This is a genomic window from Pseudoalteromonas sp. CO348 (genome assembly GCF_004208845.1).
GTDB classification, from domain to species: domain Bacteria; phylum Pseudomonadota; class Gammaproteobacteria; order Enterobacterales; family Alteromonadaceae; genus Pseudoalteromonas; species Pseudoalteromonas maricaloris.
Genome location: NZ_SGPI01000010.1, coordinates 42,434 through 61,527, shown reverse-complemented (window position 1 = coordinate 61,527; position 19,094 = coordinate 42,434). Strand labels below are relative to the sequence as shown.

Below are 19,094 nucleotides of genomic sequence, written 5' to 3'. Positions count from 1 at the left end.
CTTCTTGGCTCCTCTCCCCCATTTGCGACAGCGCACATAGGAAAGCATAGAATGACGGAAGCAACACAACAAGCGCCAGAGCGAACGCTCGAACAAGACTCTTATCAACTGATTAAACGCCGGCTTAGTAACTTTGGCAGTGAACTGAAAAGTCAGATAGATAAACTCAACCAACAGCGTGTTGACACTTTTGGCAGCACTGAGCTTAAAGTGAAAGGTCGAGCAAGAGTTCGTACTGAGCATAACTGCGTACCGCGCGACATCGTGCTGATCGGCGACAAGCTTATCTTTGCTTATAATGTCTTTATGGGGCTTAAACAAAATACCCAAGTCAGTGATGTATTCACCGTACAAAAGCTACACTTGCAAGAAGACCATTACGAAATAGAACCTTACCCGCAAGAAACCAAATTTCTCACTGACCAACGTTTCTTACGGGACTTTGACGAACTATACACGTATTACAAAGACACCCGTCTACAACACCTATTTGTTAAATCAAACAAGCTTTTTGCACTATTTCAGATTGGCGAAAAGCTCTCCGATGTTCGTGTATTCCGCTGGCAAGTCGCCAAAGACGAAACCTTAGATTACATTGATAACCGAGGAGAGCGTGACCTAGGTGAGGTGGAAAACTTTGACTTTGAGTGGCAAAAAACCGATCGCGCCGATCACGTCGAAGGCCGTCACCCACATATTAATGTAAACGACAAAGTGTTTATTGAAGTGTCGGGTGGCAAACTCACCGTAAAAATAGAAAACAATACCCAAAGCGGTGAAGGTATTTATCAAGAAGCCGTTGATGACGCCAGTCAATCACTCGCAGATTGCGATTTACGTTTTGCCGAAGTTGGCGAAATGGTGTTGGTAAAGTTACTTCCCTACCGTGAAAAACAGTGGCGTTATTTTATTTATAATTGCCGCACCCAGCAGGTATTGCGCCAAGATGCTTTGGGTGGTGCCTGTGTTCAATTACCTGAGAACCAAGGGATTATTTTTCCTGGTGGCTATTATTTACAATCAGGGCAAACACGCTATTTTGACGACCAACTGGACGATTTAATATTCCATCGCCAGATAAAATCACCCAATGGTGAAGATGTACTGTATATCTTCTACGAACCAAACGAGGGTCGTTACGCACTTTTCTCTTACAATATTATTGAGAAAAACCTGCAAAATCCCATTTATTGTCATGGCTATGGAATCTATGACGATGGCTTAACGCTAACCTTTAAAGCAGAGCCTGAGCCTGAGCGCGTGCACCCTATTCAGATCTGGCAAAGCCCATTTTGTGGCAGCGAGTTTGCCGCACAAGCCCCTCGCGCAACCGGCTTATTTGGCCGAATTGGCAACCCGGATTTAGTACGCGCAATCTCTGATTTATACAGTGTGTTCAAGGCCATCAACGAACAAAGCCCCACTGTCTTTCATTATGAAGATTTAATTGCCCTCACCCGCAGTATTTTAGACCGCTATCATTGGCTTACTGAAGCGGACTTTGCAGATGTCACAGCAAAACTGCATGAAATCTTTGAAACCTCGGAGCAGGTACTAGACGAATTTGAAAAGGTAAGCCAAATTGAGGCCGACGCTCGGCGCGCAGAAGCCGAAATAGAGCAAGCCATGCAAGATGTGCTTCGCGAGGTGAGACCAGATAGCTTTAAAACAGCAGAGCAATTCGTTCAGAGCTTAGAATCTCTCAAACGCTTAAAAGGCAAAGTGATAAGCCTTGAAGAAGTGAAGTATATCAATCTTGACGCGCTATCTGCCATGCAGCAGCAGGTTGATGAGCAAACCTTAAGCTTAAGCCATAAAACCGCGGAGTTTTTGCAGCAAGATAGTGCTTTGGTGCCCTACTACGAGCAGCTAGACTCCTTAGAGCAAGCCAGAGCGCAAACAGAGAGTGTCACAGAGCTTAACGGCTTTTTGGCGACCTTGGAAACCTTAAGCGCCGAACTTGATTTGCTCAACCATACCATGCTGGATCTCGATATTGACGATAGCCGCATTCGCACTAAAATTTTGGAAGATGTCAGCGCCATTTATGGTCAAGTAAACCGCGCCAAAGCAGCGTTAGAAATTCAGAAAAAGAGCGTGGGCAGTGTTGAAGCAAAAGCCGAATTCGCGGCTCGTTTTAAGCTTTTCAGCCAAAGTATTACCAGCGGTCTAAGCGCTGCCAAAACCCCAGAGCAATGTGACGACCAGCTCTCTCGCTTACTTATCCAATTAGAAGAGCTCGAGTCTCAATTTAGTCAGTATGATGAGTTTTTAACGGAGATCTTGGCTAAACGTGATGACGTTTATGAAAGCTTTGAGGCGCACAAACAGCAGCTCATTGACGAAAGACAGCGCCGCGCGCTGAGCCTAGCAAACGCAGCTGAGCGGATTTTACAAGGGGTGACGCGACGCTCGCAAAGTTTTAAAACCTTAGATGACATCAATAGCTATTTTGCCTCCGACCCTATGATTGGCAAGCTTCGCGATTTAACGCAAGAGCTAAAAAGCCTAAGCGATGAAGTGAAGGCGGATGATATTCAAGCCAAACTCAAGGCCTGCAAAGATCAAGCGATCCGCGCTTTGCGAGACAAGCAAGATATTTACATTGATGGTGGCAATACCGTTAAAGTCGGCAAACATGCGTTTAGTTTCAATAAACAAATCCTTGATTTGACTTTGCTGCCTCGTGGTGAACAACTGATGTTACACCTCACTGGCACTGAGTATTTTGATACCATCCCTGACGCCAAGGTCAATCAACAACTCAATGACGCAAGCACGTACTGGCAGCAAAACCTGATCTCAGAAAATCGTCACTTATATCGAGGCGAATACCTTGCAGCTCAAGTATTAGCAGCTGCAGAACAAGACGGCAACGCCTTTAGCCAAGCAGGTCTAGAACTTGCCGTTGATGAGGGAAGTTTACTGCCCATCGTACAAAAATTTGCAGAACCCAGATATCAAGAAGGCTATGAAAAAGGCATTCATGATCAAGATGCCAGCCTGATCTTAGCTAATTTACTAAAACAAAAACGACAGCTTGAGTTACTCGTCTACCCTGCCAGCTGTCGAATTGCGGCACAACTATTTTATACTCAACAAAGCAAGGCTGAGCTAGCTGAATTGGCGTTTCAGGCCACACAAGCAGAGCTGATGGCAACGAAGTTAGATGACCATAGTTTTAGCCAACAGCTAAGCAAAGAATTGAGTGAAAAGATCACGGCATTTTGCCAACAAAATTTATCGAGCTATTTAACCGAGCTACACCGCTTTTCAGGCGAATTAAGCGCTACTTACTTAATTAAAGCCCTTGCCAAGCAAGTCAAGCCGAGACAATTTGACTTAGCTTCACCTGCAAAACACACCAGCGAGCAGTTTATCTCGATGGCAAAGGCCAAAGGCGTTTGGCAACAGCTTGAAGACTCATTAACACATTTGACTAAACTTGCGGACAAATGCCGCCTGTTAAGCAGCTGGCTGCGCGCCTATGGCAGTAAGCAAAATGAAAGTGCTGAGACCTTGCTTGAGGCCGCTAACTGCATTTTGCTTTCCACCCAGTTAGATATCACCTACCAAGTCAAAGAAGCCGAAATAAAAACCGAAATTTCAGGTTTAATGGGCCAACACCCACGTATCGAGAACCAAGTACTACACCTAGATTACGCAGACTTTTTTTCCCGTAGTAACGAGTATCTCACGATTCATGTTCCGGCCTACAAACAGTACCAACAATTAAAAGCACAAGTGCTTGAGGCACAAAAGCAGCGCTTGCAATTGGATGAGTTTAAACCCAGACCACTAAGCTCATTTGTACGTAACCAGCTGATTGACAAAGTCTACTTCCCTATTATCGGCGATAACTTAGCAAAACAAATAGGGGCAGCAGGAAACAATAAACGCACCGATTTAATGGGCATGTTGCTGCTTATCTCTCCACCGGGCTATGGTAAAACCACGTTAATAGAGTATGTGGCCAACCGCTTAGGACTCACCTTTGTTAAGGTCAACTGCCCATCCATTGGTCACGACCAAGTTTCTTTAGATCCAGCTCAAGCCATCAACGCGACTGCCGCAAAAGAAATTGAGAAGATCAACCAAAGCTTTGAGATGGGCAATAATGTGATGCTGTACCTTGACGATATTCAGCACACCAACCCCGAATTTTTACAAAAGTTCATCTCTTTATGTGACGGTTCAAGACGCATAGACGGGGTGTGGAATGGCCGCAGCAAAACCTATGATCTGAGAGGCAAAAAATTTGCCGTTGTGATGGCAGGAAACCCCTACACCGAGTCCGGTGAATCCTTTAAGATCCCAGATATGCTTGCCAACCGTGCGGATATTTACAACCTCGGTGACACTCTCAGTGGCTGCGAACAAGAATTTGCCATGAGCTTTATTGAAAATACGCTCACTTCCAATGCAGTGCTTGGGCCCCTTGCCAATCGTGGTATGGAAGACTTATACAGGCTAGTGCGCATTGCCGACGGAGAAAGCATCTCCATCAATGAATTGGAATTTAATTACTCTCAAGCGCAAGTGAATGAAATTGTCAGCGTACTGAAAAAGCTGCTCACCATTCGCAACACCGTGCTCAAAGTAAATGCCCAATACATTGCCTCAGCAGCGCAAGATGATAACTATCGAACCGAGCCGCCGTTTAAGCTACAAGGCAGTTACCGTAACATGAATAAGATGGCTGAAAAGGTGGTTGCTGCCATGAATGACAGTGAACTTGAAAATCTAATTCAAGATCACTATCGCGGAGAAGCACAAACACTTAGCAAAGGCAGCGAAGAAAACTTACTGAAACTGGCTGAATTACGCGGTACCTTAACGGCTGAAGAAGCAACGCGCTGGCATGACATCAAGGCCGAATATGCCCGCCTGCACCGCAATAGCGATGAGGGAAGCCCAGCGCAGCTGGCAGTTGAACAACTAAGCTTTGTCAATAAATCCCTTTCGCAAATCGCCGCTAAACTCGATAAAGAGCAGCTTAGCTTTGACTACAGTGCGCTGTTGCAACAATTGGCTCAAGTGCTTAACGAGCAAGAGTTTGCCACGCAGTTAACTGAGCTACGTGAGGCCTTAACGCAGCAACCTTACGCTACACCGCTAAAGCAATTGATAGCTTCACAGCAACAAGTCGCAGAGGAAATTGCGGGGCTGCAAAACACTATCAAACACACAGCGAACAATGAGCAGCTACTCACTAACCTTGGCAAACTCAATGACTTGCTCAGCACCCAAGCGCAAATACAACAAGCATTAGGTCAACAAGGTCAGCAGCAAAATACGCTATTTGAAAACCTGTCTGAGCGCTTAGAAGCGGTGGCACAACCGCATATTCAAGTCGACAATCACATTGATGATAGCAGTGCAAAAGCGCTTGAAGCCGTCACCACTTTGCTGACAAATACCTTGGCAAACTCAAGTGCTGAACAAGTCCAGCAGCAACAGCTAAAAGACATTTTACACAAGCTAGAGGATATTCAATCAAGACCTGTAGTTAGTAACGGATCACCTGCGAAAAATCCGTATATGTTGTAACGGCAACAAACGCTTGCGAAACAAGTCAAAGCCCATGCATGGATGGGCTTTGGAGATGTAAAGTGGCAGATAACTTACTCTGGCATTTTTGCCATCACCGCCAAAAACTCTAGTGAGGGTGCAAAAAACGCGGAACCCATATCGGCACTGGAATAATCCAATATGGGGTCGTATTCATCCCCTTCACCCAATCGGCTTCTAAGTACCTGCTCAAAAGCATCGCCCTTGGCACTGCAACTTAGCGACAAGCTTCCTTGTTCAAATACATCACCAAATGGCATGCTTTGGTTAAGCAGTAGCGCATTACCATTTAGGTCTTTCAATTCGGTTAATGCCGCATGATTACAGGGGTCGCAATCTTCAATTAGGTCATTGTCTAGACGTGTACGCCCCATCAATTGCTCTTGCTCAGAGAGCGGCAACGCCTGCCAGCGCAGTAAATCAAACTTCACCCGCTGTACGTGAATATAACTACCAAGGTGGTCGGCTGCATTCGGGTTGTGCACAAGTGCAACTTCCCGTTTGTTGCGCCCTCTAGGGGTGTCTGCGCCATAAATAAAGCCATTAAAATCACGACCATCTAAGAAACGAAATGCGCGTACATGTGCCACCATTTCGACTAGGCCATTTAGCATATGTAGCACACTTTGAGCAAAGATATGATTAACGTCTTCTCGGTCGGAGCGGATCACGTAAAGCAAGTCAAAAGGCTGAGTATGCACTGTGTGCTCAGCCTCAACAATATGTGGAAAGCTTTTCAGCTCTTGAGGAATAAACTCAGGATAAATGTGCGGCCAGTATTGCGCACCTACCGCGACAAAGCTCGACAGCATAGATTCAGAGAATCTATCTTCTAACTCCTCTTGCAAGCGTCCACAATTGGCGAGCGTCGCTCTTAGCGCCTCGTCTTGCCCTTCAAGCACATTGAAGAACAAGTGTAAGCCGTGCAAATTGGCTTCAGCACACACACCTGATTGGGCAAGCGCCATGCTCTACTCCCTGCGTTTATTCATTTGCTATTAAGAAAAGAAATTTACAGCATGTGCTTTAATTTTTAAAGAGATTGGTTGATTTAAGTCGAGCGGTTCATGCGCTGGATGCGGTATTTCGAGCTCTTGTCCCTCTAATGCAACACGGTAAATGTACTCTGTTCCCATAAAGCGCTGATTGAGTATTTTAACGCAGCCAAGCTCGGCGTTTTCTAACGTGATGTGCTGCGGTCTCACATACATTTCGCCCTTCGCGTCGATATTACCGAGCTCAACGAGTGATTTTACGGCACCAAATTGGGTTTCTACCGAAGCGCCATTCACTCGCTGTGCAGGAATATAAATTCCCTGACCCAAAAACTCGGCAACCATTTTGCTCTTTGGTCGTTGGAATAGCGTTCTCGGCTCGCCCACTTGTGCGATCTTCCCTTTATCCATAATTGCCAACCGATCGGCAAAAGCAAAAGCTTCTTCTTTCGAGTGACTAACAAAAATCGCGGAAACTTGCTGGTCTTTGATTATACGGCGAATATCGTTAATTAACTGAAACCGCACTTGGGCATCTATATTTGAAAACGGCTCATCAAGCAGCAACAGATTTGGCTTGTACGCCAGTGCTCGCGCAATTGCGACACGTTGTTGCTGGCCACCTGAAAGCTCGTGTGGAAAGCGGTCGCTATAGTCTTGCAGCTGCACCAAATGGAGCATTTCAGCCACTCGGTCTTGACGTTCACGCTTGCTTTTCGAGGTTAAACCAAACGCGACATTTTTCGCCACAGTGAGGTGTGGGAATAGCGCATAGTCTTGAAACATCATGCCAATATTGCGTTTTTGTGGAGGTACGAAAGTGCCATTACCATTCATGGCTTTGCCTAAAATACTCACCGCGCCTTGAAATGGTTCAATCAAGCCCGCTATCGCCTTCAGCGTGGTAGTTTTACCGCAGCCACTGGCACCAAGCAAACAAACAATCTCGTTTTGTTCTACGGTCAGATTTAGGCTATCCACAACGGCTTCACCGTCATAGCGATAAGAGAGATTTTCAAGCACTAAACTATGCATTAACTTCGCTGCTCCATAGAACGGTTTACAACATAAAGCGGAATTAAACCAACCAACACAATAAATAACGCAGAGACAGAAGCCAGCTCCAGCTGCTCATCGCTCACATATTGGAAAACGTGTGTTGCCAGTGTTTCATAATTAAAGGGTCGTAATAACAATGCCGCTGGAAGTTCTTTCATACACTCAATAAAAACCAGCAGCGCTGCGGTTAAAATGCCGCGACGCAGCAATGGCAAATGTATTGATAACATGGTTTTGAAACGATTGCGACCCAACGAAAAACTCGCCATATCTAGACTTGGGCTGATCCGCTGATAACTCGATTCGACCGCGCCTTGCGCAATTGCATAAAATCGTACTACGTAAGCAAAAACCAATGCAAAAATCGTCCCACTGAACAGCAAGCCTGGCTCAAATGAAGTACCTTCAAGCCAAGTATTTAGCTTGTCGTCTAATAAAGTGAGTGGAATAAGTACTGCAATTGCCAGTACGGTGCCCGGTAGCGCATATCCGGTACTTGCAAGCTTGCCCGGAAGCGTGACGCGTTTACCACTGCTAACTCGCTGGTTAAACACCACCAGCATGCTCATGATAATTAATACCACGCTCACCCAAAACGCTATTTTTAAACTTTGCCACGCATACAAGAAAAAGTCGTCATTCCAAGCTTGTTCAAAATAGTCGATGGCGTAATCTGCAAGCACCCATGTAGGCACGATAAAAGCCGCAATAAGAATAAGCCAACAAAAAGCGCTAGCGAGCCAAGCCTGCGCGCCTTTTAGATGATAAAGCGTGGTACTGTTAACACTCGATTGGCGCTCATGCACTACCTGAGTTGGGCGGCTCACTCGCTCCAGTGTTAGGGCTAAAAATAAAAACAGAAGCATAATGCCTGAAATTTTAGCCGCAGCAGTCAGTGAATAATAACCCAACCAAGTATCGTAAACGGCGGTGGTTAGTGTACTCACGGCAAAATAATGTACGGTTGCAAAATCTGCCATGCTTTCCATGGCGATCAGTGCCAGCCCAGCCACAATCGCCCCTCGCGACAAAGGTAAACTTACCTTAAAGAAGCTCTGTGAAGGCGACTTGCCCATTAATTGGCTGGCTTGCACCAGCTTAAACGACTGCTCTCTTAGCGCCGTTCTAAAAATCAAAAACAAATAAGGATAAAGCACCAGTGCAATCATCACGATAGCACCTGACAAAGTGCGAATATCAAAGAACCAATAATCATCTGGAGATTGCCAACCAAACCACTCTCGCAGCGCTATTTGTACAGGCCCGGCATAATCCAACAAATCGGTATACACGTAAGCAATCAAATAGGTTGGCATCGCTAGGGGTAGCATCAACGACCACTCGAAAAAGCGCCGTCCAGGAAATTCACAATACGCGGTTAGCCAGCCAAGTGGTAGCGCGATCAAAGCGCAAAGGATAGATACACCCACAATCAGCAAAATCGTATTGCGGACATAATCCCACAAAACGGTATCCCAAAGATGAGCAAAGACTTCGGAGTCAGGTTGTAGCGACTCAAAGATTAAAAATATCAGCGGGACTGATAGGCTAAGCCCTATCAGCCACGCGAAACTCTGCCATTTAGACAGTGAAAATGATAATTGCATTAAAGGTCAAATTTTACCTCATCGATTAGCTTAAGCGCTAACGGACGGTATTTACTGATCTCTGACAATGGTAGGCTGTCTTCCTTAAACTCACCCCAAGATGCCACAAGTTTCGATAACTCGACGCCAGGTTTAACCGGGTATTCCATATTCATCGACGCATACATATTTTGCGCCTTATTGTCGGTCATAAACTCAATGAGTTTCAAGGCATTTTCAGTATTTTTAGCGTGCTTGGTCAAGACAACACCAGAAACGTTAATGTGTGAACCACGATCTTGTTGATTTGGGAAGTTAATATACACCGCTTCAGCCCAAGCTTTTTGTTTCTCATCTTCCATCATCTTACCGAAGTAATAGCTGTTTCCGATGGCCAAATCACACAGTCCTTCCTTTACTGCTTTGACTTGTGCACGGTCGTTACCTTGAGGCTTACGAGCTAAGTTTTTCTTCACGCCTTCAAGCCATTCTTTGGTTTTTGCTTCACCATGATGGGCAATCATAGACGCCACTAAACCAAGGTTATAGGGATGTTTACCTGAGCGCGTACATATTTTACCTCGGTATTGTTCATCCGCTAGTGCTTCATACGTAAGCGCATCTAACTTGCCGACACGGTCTTTTGCGGAATATACATTGCGCACACGCTTAGTAAGCGCAACCCACTGACCTTCAGGATCTCTGAAGTTCGCTGGGATATTATTAGTGACGGTTTCGCTGTTAATTGCTTGTGTTAGGTTTTCGTCTTCAAGTTGAATTAGCGCACTGAAGTTTGAAGTGAGTACAAGATCAGCACGGCTATGCTTGCCTTCACGCTTAACACGCTCGATTAAGCCTTTTTTTGCAAAAACCACATTGGTCTTGATACCGGTTTGCTTGGTGAAGTCATCCAAAATAGGTTGGATCAGAAAAGGTTGTCTAAACGAGTAGATATTAACTTCCTCTGCAGCCATTGCTGGTAGGCAAGTAAGCGTTGCCAGTATAGTAACAAGTGCTTTTTTCATAAAGACTCCATTAGGTAAACAATAATTATTATCAACTAATTCTACCTGTAATTGTGCCGTTTTACACCCTGAATATTTGAAACTACGCTCAAGATAAAATTAGCGTTGTAGAAAACGGGAGAATTACCTGTGAGATATATCTCACTTAGCTACCAGAAATTGAGTAAAGACGTGTTGAAATAACACTCGGAATTAAAGTAACCAATTAAAAAATATAAAGTTATTTATTATTACTAGAAAAAGACGAAAAAAAGATTGAATTTCACTGCTCCCGATTTTTTTTAGTCTGCTTATACTTAACAACATCTCAGGAAGAGAGATAAAGGATACACAGGATACGCTCAGGGCAGGACTTGCTAATGGATAAGCACCCACTTAAAGGAAATAGGGAAAAGCGAGCGAGATTGTATGTCACATGGTGTGATTACATTAAAGGACAGGGATTTAAGATTCATGATGAATCTAAGGATTGCTTCAGGGGAGAGGCTAAACGTTGAGGGATAACGTTACTGCATTGGATATGCAGGTGGTTAAGGATGAGGAAGGAAGGTACATCGGATGTACTGGTAAAATGTGGCTTAGGAGATGCCAATTGTTGCAATTAACAGCGCAACACCTAGCTTGAAGCAACACGTTCAGGCTACCAAGTGCCAAGGTAAAACAAGGTGATGATTGGCACTGCTATTTTGGAAAGTAGCAAATAGGGACAATTAGAACAAGGGCTTGTTCTTAGCAAGTGGATGGCAATGGATAAGACAGCGGACGTGTAAAAGGAAAATGGACACAGGGCTAGATGCCTTTATTCGCAAAACGAGAACACCAAGCGATGCCATGGAAGAGGAAAGATTCAGGACGTTGAACTACTCAACTTTGCAGGATGCATTTAGAAGATTCCGTAAGCGCGACTCAGCAATGGGTCGCGCGCTTCTTATTTTGTTCCTATCTATCGCGTGAGATTGCGTTTGTGTTGTCGAGATGTTTGTATTGTCGAGATAAATCTCGACCTACCAACATCTTGCTTGCTGTGCTGCGTAAACAATGGTTTTTTGTCGAGATAAATCTCGACCTACCAGCATCTTGCTTGCCGTATTTCGTAAACAATTCAGCTTTTTGTCGAAATAAATTTCGACCTACCGGCATCTTGCTTGCCGTATTTCGTAAACAACTCAGTTTTTTGTCGAAATAAATTTCAACCTACCATCATCTTGTTGGCCGTACAGCGTAAACAATTCAGCTTTTTGTCGAGATAAATTTCGACCTACCAACATCTTGCTCGCTGTACCGCGTGAACAATACTGTTTTTGTCGAGGTACACCTCGACCTACAGTTAAGGCTAAGCCTACAGTTTGCTGCGCTTACCTTTTAAGTAGGCATCTCTGAAATCGATAAAATGCGCGGTTAATTTATCTGCCGCATCCTGCTCGCCGCATTCGGCAAACAATACACACGCAACTTCTGCCGTACCAAGCTGATGTTCATGCGGCGCGACTCGTAGCTTGTAATCCGAGAGCTTTTCAGGGGCGATGGATAATACAGGTAAATTATCTAGGTAGGGGCTCTTTCTGAACATTTTCTTAGCTTCACGCCATGTGCCATCCAAAAAGATAAATAGTGGTGTTTTATTTTCAGTGCGGGCCACCTTAGTAATTACCCGTTCAGGCTCCACGCCCTGCTCTGGGAAAACAACTATTGGTGCATACTGCTCATCCGAAAGAAGCGCTAATAACGCAGCGTCAGGCTCAGTTCTGTCCCAACGAAAGGCATGATTATCTGGGATCACATCGGCAATCAAGCGTCCGGTGTTAGAGGGCTTAAAGCTTTCATTATGATACATAAGCAAACACACAGCACAGTCTGCTTTGGCCACTTCGACTTTATCACAAATACATAGAGTCGTGGCTAATAAGCAGCATTCACAACGCGCAAGCTTTGATCCCCTTGCCTTATATTCGCGTTGAGCCGCAGCGATTTGACGCTGTCTAAGCGCTAGTACTGAATTATTCACTCTGTTCCCCATCTAAAAATGCCGGCGTATTTTAGTAAAGCGCTCGGCTGGCGTCTACGCAAACTTATGCAACATCTTTACTCATGACATAAGCTTTTGTACTCTAAAGTTTTATTGGGTTTCATTAGGAGTAAAAAATGCAAGTAAAGGATTCTGCAAGGCTGAGTTATCGCCTACTCACCCCACAAGATGCACAGCTGCTCGCCGATCTTGATAGCGACCCTGAAGTAATGAAATACATCACAGGCGGTCAGACTAACTCACTTGAAGAAGTAAAAGCCGTATATATTCCACGTTTAACCGAGTATACGGACGAGATCAAAGGTTGGGGGCTTTGGGGCTGTTTCGAGCTGCCAAACAAGGCATTTATTGGTTGGATTTTGGTTCGCCCTGCTAACTTCTTTTCAGAACAAAGAAACGATCAGGATTTAGAACTCGGTTGGCGTTTTAAACAAGCTTCTTGGGGCAAAGGGTTTGCAACAGAGGCCGCACAACATCTTATTCCAGACCTAATAGCAGCAAATCCTACCTTGACGCACTTGAGCGCTATCGCTGAAGAAGAGAACCTTGGCTCCATCAATATTATGAAAAAACTTGGGATGAGTTATGTGAAAAAAGGGCTTCACAAAGATATTTTAGGAGATATGGAAGTCGTTTATTATCATAAAGTTCTTAATTAACCGAACAAAAGCGCAACCACTTAACACCACGGTTGCGCATGCTCACTACTATTAAATGCCTTTGCGACGCAGTGGTTCAGCATACATGCTCAACACCAATTGCTTCAGCTCTTCCGGTACAGACTCTAGTTTAGAGATAAAGTCCTCTTTATCTTCTGGACTAACTTGCGCATCATCGCCTGCTGCTAGGTGATTGGTTGAATGCAGATAGTATAAATCTAAAATCTGTTTATCAATGACATTCGCCAGCTCATCTGGGTTTTCAACATCCGCAGTGATAGGGTCGCCAAATGCGATATGCACATGGCCTTTATCTGAACTAAAGCCCTCGACAATGCTGGCAATGTCTTCACCTTGTGCTTTCACATATTGGCCAAACTGCTTTTTATGGTATAGCTCTTTAGCCTTAGCAACCGCGCATGGCTCATATTGATAGGAGATGGCAACGGGCACTATTCTGAGCTGCTTTACATAATCTGAAAAATCTAGCTTCTGTTTGCGACCATTGAGCTGTAGCATTTTTAACAGTGCCGGATCGGTTTGATCCACCCCATCCTTTGCACGCCCCTCTTTTTGCGCAATCCAAATGGAGTTACCTTCACTTAATGAATCAGAAATATAGGCTGAAAGCTGGGTTAATGCTTTTAGCATTTCTTTCGGCGCCTTTGCCGAACGTTTTACAATAAAACTCTTATTAAGACGCATAAGCTCAGTGATATAAGGTACTTGCAGTAAGTTATCACCAATAGCGATACGTACCGTACGCATATCTTGCTGATGCAAACCCCAGTTAACAAGTGCAGGGTCTAATACGATGTCACGGTGGTTTGAAATAAATAAATACGAGGTATTCGAGTCTAATGTTTCAAGGCCAGAATAAGTTACTTTAGACGTCGTTTTATTGATTAAAATTTGCAGATAGTACGCCACTTCATCTTGTACTTGTTCAATCGTACAAAAATCTCCCCACTTCTTTTTTAGTTTCATTCTTACTAGTGGGCGTGCAATTGCTGGCCAAGCATTCAACCAAGCTGGCAGGTTATATTTGGCGATCACATCAATAAATTGATCATCACCTAGTAGACGTGCCAATGCTGGCACTACTTCATCATCATTATACGGTCTAATGTCAGCGTATTTATCCACTCTACTTCTCAAATTGTCGGATTAACGAATACTGGAACGCATTCTATCGTGTCAAATAAACAGACGCTAAGCATTTCATGTCTGACCACCAAGGCAATATACCAAGTTGGAACAATACATGCTTAAGCGTCATGCAATTGTAATACGGTAAAAAGTACCACAATAGTTTATCTTCTAACAACTTTACCTAATTTGAGTATAGCTAATCTTAGTAACAGTGCTGCTAATAATGCGCCCATTGATACTGTTAACCAATGTGGTAGCACTTCGTGTTCTTCACCTATCATTGGCGTTACCACAAAACCGTAAGTATTAACTAAGTAATCAGTTAAATAGCCAAAGATAAGTGCAACCCCAATGACGCCGCCTAGGTAGGCAAACACGGCTCGACGCCCTAACTCTTTACCAACTACCCCAATTGTGGCGATGTTAGTTGCAGGACCTGCGAGCATAAATACCAATACCGCACCGGGTGACACACCTGCCAGTAATAAACCCGCAGCGATTGGAGTTGACGCAGTGGCGCAAATATACATTGGGATACTGATAAGGATAACCACTAGCATGGCGATAATACCGTCGCCCCACTGAGATAAGAAAGACTCAGGCACAAAGGTTTGCACTAACGCTGCAAAGAATAAACCGATAAGAAGCCAAACTGCAGTGTCAGACAGTAATTGATTACAGCTGAACTTAACAGCTTCTACAATTTTACCAAAAATCCCTTGGTTTTCAGGTACAGGAGCAGGCTCACAACAATTTGTCGTGGCTGATGCAGAATCGCAACAACTGGTTACGGTAGGCTCCGTAGTATCACAACAAGACATATTCGCCCCTGCCATTGCTAATTGCGGGCCTGCAGGCGCACAGCAGCTTGAGCTTACTTTTACGGTTTCCACTTTAGTACTGGCGCAACAGCTATCATGGCTGTGATGCTTTTCAGCAGGCTTTGGCTCTGAGTGATGATTAGCGTCACAACAACCGCTAGTCGCGCTTGGTTCTTCTGAGGTATTTAGGTGCTTTAGCGCCACAGGCTTATCATCTTTCTCACTACCAACGAGCAACCCAGCCGCAATTGCGCTAACCACAGCCGCAATTGGCCTAATCACCGCCATAAAAGGACCAAGTAGCACATAAGAAACCGAGATAGAATCCACTCCAGTTTCAGGCGTTGAGACTAAAAATGCGGTTGTCGCACTTTTCGAGCCCCCTGCTCTTCTCAGTCCCACCGCAGCAGGAATAACGCCGCAAGAGCAAAGCGGCATAGGCGCCCCAATCAGCGCTGCCTTTATCGTCGTCCAAAAACCTTCTTTCCCTAAATGCTTTTGCAACAAATCTTTTGGAATAAATACATTAAGTAGCCCGGCCAATATTAGACCAAGCAGTAACCACGGTGCAGATACTAAAAATAGCTGCCAAAAATTTACTATCAGTTCATTCATCGATAGCCTCCAAGGCCGTTAAAATCGAGCAGCTCACTGCCGCTTCCTTACCGCCGCAGCATTGCTCTGCTAGCGTCGATAACGATTGTTCAAATTTTTGTAACTCAGCGATCCGCGCTCTCACTAAATCCCGTTTAGTGATAGTCAGCGTTTTCACTTCTTCACAACTGTGCTGATGCTTTTCAAACTTTATCTTCAGCAAGTCTTGCACTTCTTTGAGGCTGAACCCCACTTCCTTCGCGCGAAGAATAAAGCGCATTTGTTTTTCACTTTGCTCATCAAACAACCGATACCCGCCCTCGCTCCTTGTGCAAGGGTGTAGGAGATCGTTTGCTTCATAATACCTTAACGTGTCAGTTGATACGTTAAGCCGCTTTGCCAGCTCACCAATCTTTACCACTTTACACTCCCAAGTCCTGAAGATTATCCTAGTCGACATCACAAGTATAAACCTTAGAGTTAACTCCAAAGTCAAGAAAAGGATAAAAATAATGCAAATCGTGGTATTAGACGCTAAAACCCTTGCAGGAACCGATCTTTCTCCCATTGCCAAACTAGGCACATTAACGTCTTACGACACCACACCCAGTGAGGACATCATCACACGCTGTAAAGATGCAGCAGTCATCATCACCAATAAAGTACAGTTAACTGAACAAGCAATCGCGGCGTTACCACAATTACAATTGATTTGTGTTGCGGCCACAGGCGTCAACAACATCGACTTAGCAGCTGCAAAAGCCCATCAAATTGCGATAGCCAATGTGGCTGGTTACTCCACCCCTTCTGTAGTGCAGCACACCTTTACTATGCTTGGTAACTTAATGACAAATATTCATCGTTATCAGCAAGACTGCCATGCAGGGCTTTGGCAACAAAGTGACATGTTTTGTCGTTTGGATTACAGCATCAACGAAATTGCAGGCAAAAACTTTGTGATCGTAGGCCATGGAACGTTAGGAGAAGCCGTTGCAAAAGTCGCACAAGCATTTGGAGCTCAGGTAATTGTTGCCGAACGTAGGGGCGTAACTGAGGTTAGATCAGGACGAATGGCTTTTGAAGAAGCACTGCAGATTGCGGATATTGTATCGATTCACTGCCCGCTTACCGCTGAAACAGAAAACCTGATTTCAAGTGCTGAGTTCGCCCTACTTCCAAATCATGCCTATATTATCAACACCGCAAGAGGCGGAATAGTCAATGAGCATGCGCTGGTCGATGCACTAACTAACAAACAAATAGCTGGTGCTGCTGTGGATGTCCTCACTCAAGAGCCGGCGCAAGCAAGCAATCCTCTCGTTCAATACCAAGGGGAAAACTTGCTTTTAACACCGCATACGGCATGGGCAAGTAAAGAGGCCATCGAACGTTTAGTCGGCGAAATTGCCATTAATATTGAAAGTTTTGTGGCTGGGACAACGAGAAACCGAGTGGTCTAGATTATTGTTTTAGTGAGTGATATCACTAAATGTTAGTGAAAACCATCAACTATAAACTGATTAAAAACCAGCAACAAACTGATATTTATAAACTTTATTAGTTGGCAAAGAGTTTGCAACTCTTGTGATAATTCAAGCAAAAACAAATGGCTGTTTGCATTATTTGCTCAGCAACAAAATTAAAAAGGAAAACAACAATGAAAAAATTAATGTTAGTGGCTGCGCTTAGCTCTACTCTATTATCAGGCTGTATCGTTGCTGTATCCGACGGTGAAGTAGAGCACAGTTGGGCTTCTGAATACAACTCGTCTAACTGGGAACATAAACAGCGTAAAAATCGTGACAAGATTGCCAACCTTGAAATGGGCGCGTCTTACTCATCAGTAAAAGACATGTTTGCAACCCCTGATTTTAGCGAGTTGGTGTCAAAAGACGGCGATAACTATCAAGTGCTGTACTATGCAACCAACAGTAAACACTCAGACGGCAAAGTAACAAAAGATGAGTGCACGCCATTGGTATTCAAAAATAACCAACTGGTTGGCTTTGGCGACAACGCATTAAAGCAAATTCAGTAAGACTTTATCGCACCAAGGATGGTGAATAATCAGAGTAAACTGACGCACAGTTGTGTGTGGCCAACTCCTTATTTTCTTGTCATCTTAATAAGTTAAAAACAAAACAGAGCCAAACTTTAATAACCCAGCCTATTAAGCTGAACTGTCCTCTGATACCAGCTCATACCTATACTTCCATTCGAAATAGGCAAGCATGATGACAAACATAGCTTCACAAACAATAAAAGCAACACCAATTAGACTTGCAACGTTAAAATACTGAACAACCACTCCAGCGCAGACTAGCGCCCAAAAAAGATTGCCGAACACTAAAAGCTGCAAATGTTTTATGTTCTTCGCTTTTTGAATGGCAAGGCTAAAAGAGTACGCGCCATACAACAGATTTGATAATGCGATAAAGATAATGGTTTGTTCAGGTATATGATAGATCGCACCAATCATTGAGTGGAAAAGCAATACGATTAATCCCACGGATATAGCCGCGATACAGTCCACCCAAATTATTTTACGCCGTATATCCATAGAATAAACCTAACACCACACCAAAAGGCACAACATACTCGGTTAAAGATCTATAAAGCATGAGCATAGCCAAGCTTTATGCAGTGCACTTATGGTCTGAATGCGAATATGCTTTCGCTCCTGTATATGGCTTTAGATATTTATAGCGCTTTAATAAATACCGTGCTTTGCTGCTTTTGGGCAACGGCAAGGGCGCTATCGGCCATTTTTATCAGCTCACTAAGCTCACTACTACAGTGATTTTCAATATGAACTGCACCAATGCTAACGCTCACATGCGCACATATCGGTGAAGCAATATGGGGGATTTTTAACGCATTAACCGAGTCGTGCAGCGCTTCTGCTATCTCATTAATTACGTCGATATTATGCTGAGTTAGTACCAACGCAAAACGAGTACCATCAAAACGGCCAATAAATAAAGAACGTCGGGTAGCGCCTTCTTCTAGCGCTTTGGCGACCTTAAATAAACAATCATCACCGTGCATGTAGCCATAATGCTCATTAAACGTTTTAAAATAGTCCACCTCAACCAGCATAACGGTAAACGCACTGCCATCAGCTTTTGCGCTTTCTAATGCTGATTTCATCGCTTCATCTAGATATCTACGATTGGGCAACTCCGTTAAACCATCGATAGAGGCTAGCTTTTCTAGCAGGTCATTTTTCTTTTTTATTGCTAAATGGTTTTTGATTCTGGCTTTTACAATCAAAGGGTTAAAGGGTTTAGTAATATAATCCACAGCCCCTAACTCCAAACCTCGCGCTTCATCTTTAAAGCTCACACTACCAGAGATCACGACAACGGGAATACCGTAAGTGCTCGCATCCTTTTTTAGGCACTCTAAAACAGAAAATCCAGCGCCGTCAGCCATTAACACATCTAAAATAATAAGGTCTGGTTTACTTGCTTTTAGTTCATCAATACATAATTTAGTGTCAGTGCTATGGGATAACCGATGGCCGTCACCTAATGTATTGCTTAGGACCATCTTATTTATTGGGTCATCATCAATAATAAAAATGTGCTCAGCTTGCTGCATCTT

General features: G+C 44.1%; 15 protein-coding genes. 5 read left to right on the top strand and 10 right to left on the bottom strand.

The features are described 5' to 3' along the window. Positions 1-51: 51 nt before the first annotated feature. Entirely contained in the window at positions 52-5,550 is a 5,499-nt protein-coding gene (locus EXT48_RS02920; RefSeq protein ID WP_130163535.1) for a DNA repair ATPase, read from the top strand. Between the two features lie 74 nt (positions 5,551-5,624). Here EXT48_RS02920 and EXT48_RS02915 read toward each other — a convergent pair whose 3' ends face one another. From EXT48_RS02915 to EXT48_RS02900, 4 genes are read right to left on the bottom strand one after another with little or no spacing between them, the layout of a single operon-like run. After that, positions 5,625-6,539, bottom strand: a complete 915-nt coding sequence (locus tag EXT48_RS02915; RefSeq protein WP_130163534.1) for a Dyp-type peroxidase — start codon at positions 6,537-6,539, stop codon at positions 5,625-5,627. A gap of 30 nt (positions 6,540-6,569) precedes the next feature. Beyond that, positions 6,570-7,601: an ABC transporter ATP-binding protein gene (locus EXT48_RS02910; RefSeq protein ID WP_130163533.1), complete on the bottom strand. Its 1,032-nt coding sequence runs from the start codon at positions 7,599-7,601 to the stop codon at positions 6,570-6,572. After that, a complete protein-coding gene (locus EXT48_RS02905) occupies positions 7,601-9,232 on the bottom strand; it encodes an iron ABC transporter permease (RefSeq protein ID WP_130163532.1) in 1,632 nt (543 codons plus the stop codon). Before EXT48_RS02905 ends, EXT48_RS02910 begins: the two co-directional genes overlap by 1 nt. Continuing rightward, the gene (locus EXT48_RS02900) at positions 9,232-10,185 is read right to left on the bottom strand and encodes a Fe(3+) ABC transporter substrate-binding protein (RefSeq protein ID WP_239357698.1); all 954 of its coding nucleotides are present in this window, start codon (positions 10,183-10,185) and stop codon (positions 9,232-9,234) included. The genes EXT48_RS02905 and EXT48_RS02900 overlap by 1 nt, the downstream gene beginning before the upstream one ends. 828 nt (positions 10,186-11,013) lie before the next feature. On the opposite strand from EXT48_RS02900, the gene EXT48_RS23680 reads away from it, so the two are divergent. Continuing rightward, positions 11,014-11,190 (top strand): hypothetical protein, encoded by a 177-nt coding sequence (locus EXT48_RS23680; protein ID WP_165383789.1) that lies wholly within the window; start codon positions 11,014-11,016, stop codon positions 11,188-11,190. A gap of 385 nt (positions 11,191-11,575) precedes the next feature. Here EXT48_RS23680 and EXT48_RS02895 read toward each other — a convergent pair whose 3' ends face one another. Next, positions 11,576-12,241 carry a tRNA-uridine aminocarboxypropyltransferase gene (locus EXT48_RS02895; RefSeq protein WP_069023039.1) on the bottom strand — a complete coding sequence of 222 codons (666 nt, stop codon included), beginning with the start codon at positions 12,239-12,241 and terminating at the stop codon, positions 11,576-11,578. Positions 12,242-12,378: 137 nt separating this feature from the next. On the opposite strand from EXT48_RS02895, the gene EXT48_RS02890 reads away from it, so the two are divergent. Continuing rightward, positions 12,379-12,921 carry a GNAT family N-acetyltransferase gene (locus EXT48_RS02890; RefSeq protein ID WP_130163530.1) on the top strand — a complete coding sequence of 181 codons (543 nt, stop codon included), beginning with the start codon at positions 12,379-12,381 and terminating at the stop codon, positions 12,919-12,921. A gap of 51 nt (positions 12,922-12,972) precedes the next feature. Here the strand turns inward: EXT48_RS02890 and EXT48_RS02885 are convergent, their stop codons facing one another. From EXT48_RS02885 to zntR, 3 genes are all read right to left on the bottom strand, one after another. Continuing rightward, entirely contained in the window at positions 12,973-14,067 is a 1,095-nt protein-coding gene (locus EXT48_RS02885) for a 1-acyl-sn-glycerol-3-phosphate acyltransferase (RefSeq protein ID WP_039493796.1), read from the bottom strand. Positions 14,068-14,234: 167 nt separating this feature from the next. Then, positions 14,235-15,509, bottom strand: a complete 1,275-nt coding sequence (locus tag EXT48_RS02880) for an SO_0444 family Cu/Zn efflux transporter (RefSeq protein WP_130163529.1) — start codon at positions 15,507-15,509, stop codon at positions 14,235-14,237. Beyond that, complete coding sequence (gene zntR / locus EXT48_RS02875) at positions 15,502-15,909, bottom strand: Zn(2+)-responsive transcriptional regulator (RefSeq protein WP_010606066.1); 408 nt, start codon at positions 15,907-15,909, stop codon at positions 15,502-15,504. Before zntR ends, EXT48_RS02880 begins: the two co-directional genes overlap by 8 nt. A gap of 91 nt (positions 15,910-16,000) precedes the next feature. Here zntR and EXT48_RS02870 point away from each other — a divergent pair, with 91 nt between their 5' ends. Together EXT48_RS02870 and EXT48_RS02865 are read left to right on the top strand one after the other, a co-directional pair. Then, the gene (locus tag EXT48_RS02870) at positions 16,001-16,948 is read left to right on the top strand and encodes a D-2-hydroxyacid dehydrogenase (protein ID WP_130163528.1); all 948 of its coding nucleotides are present in this window, start codon (positions 16,001-16,003) and stop codon (positions 16,946-16,948) included. A gap of 197 nt (positions 16,949-17,145) precedes the next feature. After that, the gene (locus EXT48_RS02865) at positions 17,146-17,526 is read left to right on the top strand and encodes a DUF3192 domain-containing protein (protein WP_130163527.1); all 381 of its coding nucleotides are present in this window, start codon (positions 17,146-17,148) and stop codon (positions 17,524-17,526) included. A gap of 132 nt (positions 17,527-17,658) precedes the next feature. On the opposite strand, the gene EXT48_RS02860 is transcribed toward EXT48_RS02865, so the two are convergent. Next, complete coding sequence (locus EXT48_RS02860; RefSeq protein WP_130163526.1) at positions 17,659-17,997, bottom strand: hypothetical protein; 339 nt, start codon at positions 17,995-17,997, stop codon at positions 17,659-17,661. Positions 17,998-18,188: 191 nt separating this feature from the next. Beyond that, complete coding sequence (locus tag EXT48_RS02855) at positions 18,189-19,091, bottom strand: diguanylate cyclase (RefSeq protein ID WP_039493801.1); 903 nt, start codon at positions 19,089-19,091, stop codon at positions 18,189-18,191. Between the last annotated feature and the right edge of the window lie 3 nt (positions 19,092-19,094).

Coding starts and splice junctions, on each gene's coding strand:
- EXT48_RS02920 (WP_130163535.1), top strand. CDS start 52: ATGACGGAAGCAACACAACAAGCGCCAGAGCGAACGCTCGAACAAGAC.
- EXT48_RS02915 (WP_130163534.1), bottom strand. CDS start 6,539: ATGGCGCTTGCCCAATCAGGTGTGTGTGCTGAAGCCAATTTGCACGGC.
- EXT48_RS02910 (WP_130163533.1), bottom strand. CDS start 7,601: ATGCATAGTTTAGTGCTTGAAAATCTCTCTTATCGCTATGACGGTGAA.
- EXT48_RS02905 (WP_130163532.1), bottom strand. CDS start 9,232: ATGCAATTATCATTTTCACTGTCTAAATGGCAGAGTTTCGCGTGGCTG.
- EXT48_RS02900 (WP_239357698.1), bottom strand. CDS start 10,185: ATGGCTGCAGAGGAAGTTAATATCTACTCGTTTAGACAACCTTTTCTG.
- EXT48_RS23680 (WP_165383789.1), top strand. CDS start 11,014: ATGGACACAGGGCTAGATGCCTTTATTCGCAAAACGAGAACACCAAGC.
- EXT48_RS02890 (WP_130163530.1), top strand. CDS start 12,379: ATGCAAGTAAAGGATTCTGCAAGGCTGAGTTATCGCCTACTCACCCCA.
- EXT48_RS02880 (WP_130163529.1), bottom strand. CDS start 15,509: ATGAATGAACTGATAGTAAATTTTTGGCAGCTATTTTTAGTATCTGCA.
- EXT48_RS02870 (WP_130163528.1), top strand. CDS start 16,001: ATGCAAATCGTGGTATTAGACGCTAAAACCCTTGCAGGAACCGATCTT.
- EXT48_RS02865 (WP_130163527.1), top strand. CDS start 17,146: ATGAAAAAATTAATGTTAGTGGCTGCGCTTAGCTCTACTCTATTATCA.
- EXT48_RS02855 (WP_039493801.1), bottom strand. CDS start 19,091: ATGCAGCAAGCTGAGCACATTTTTATTATTGATGATGACCCAATAAAT.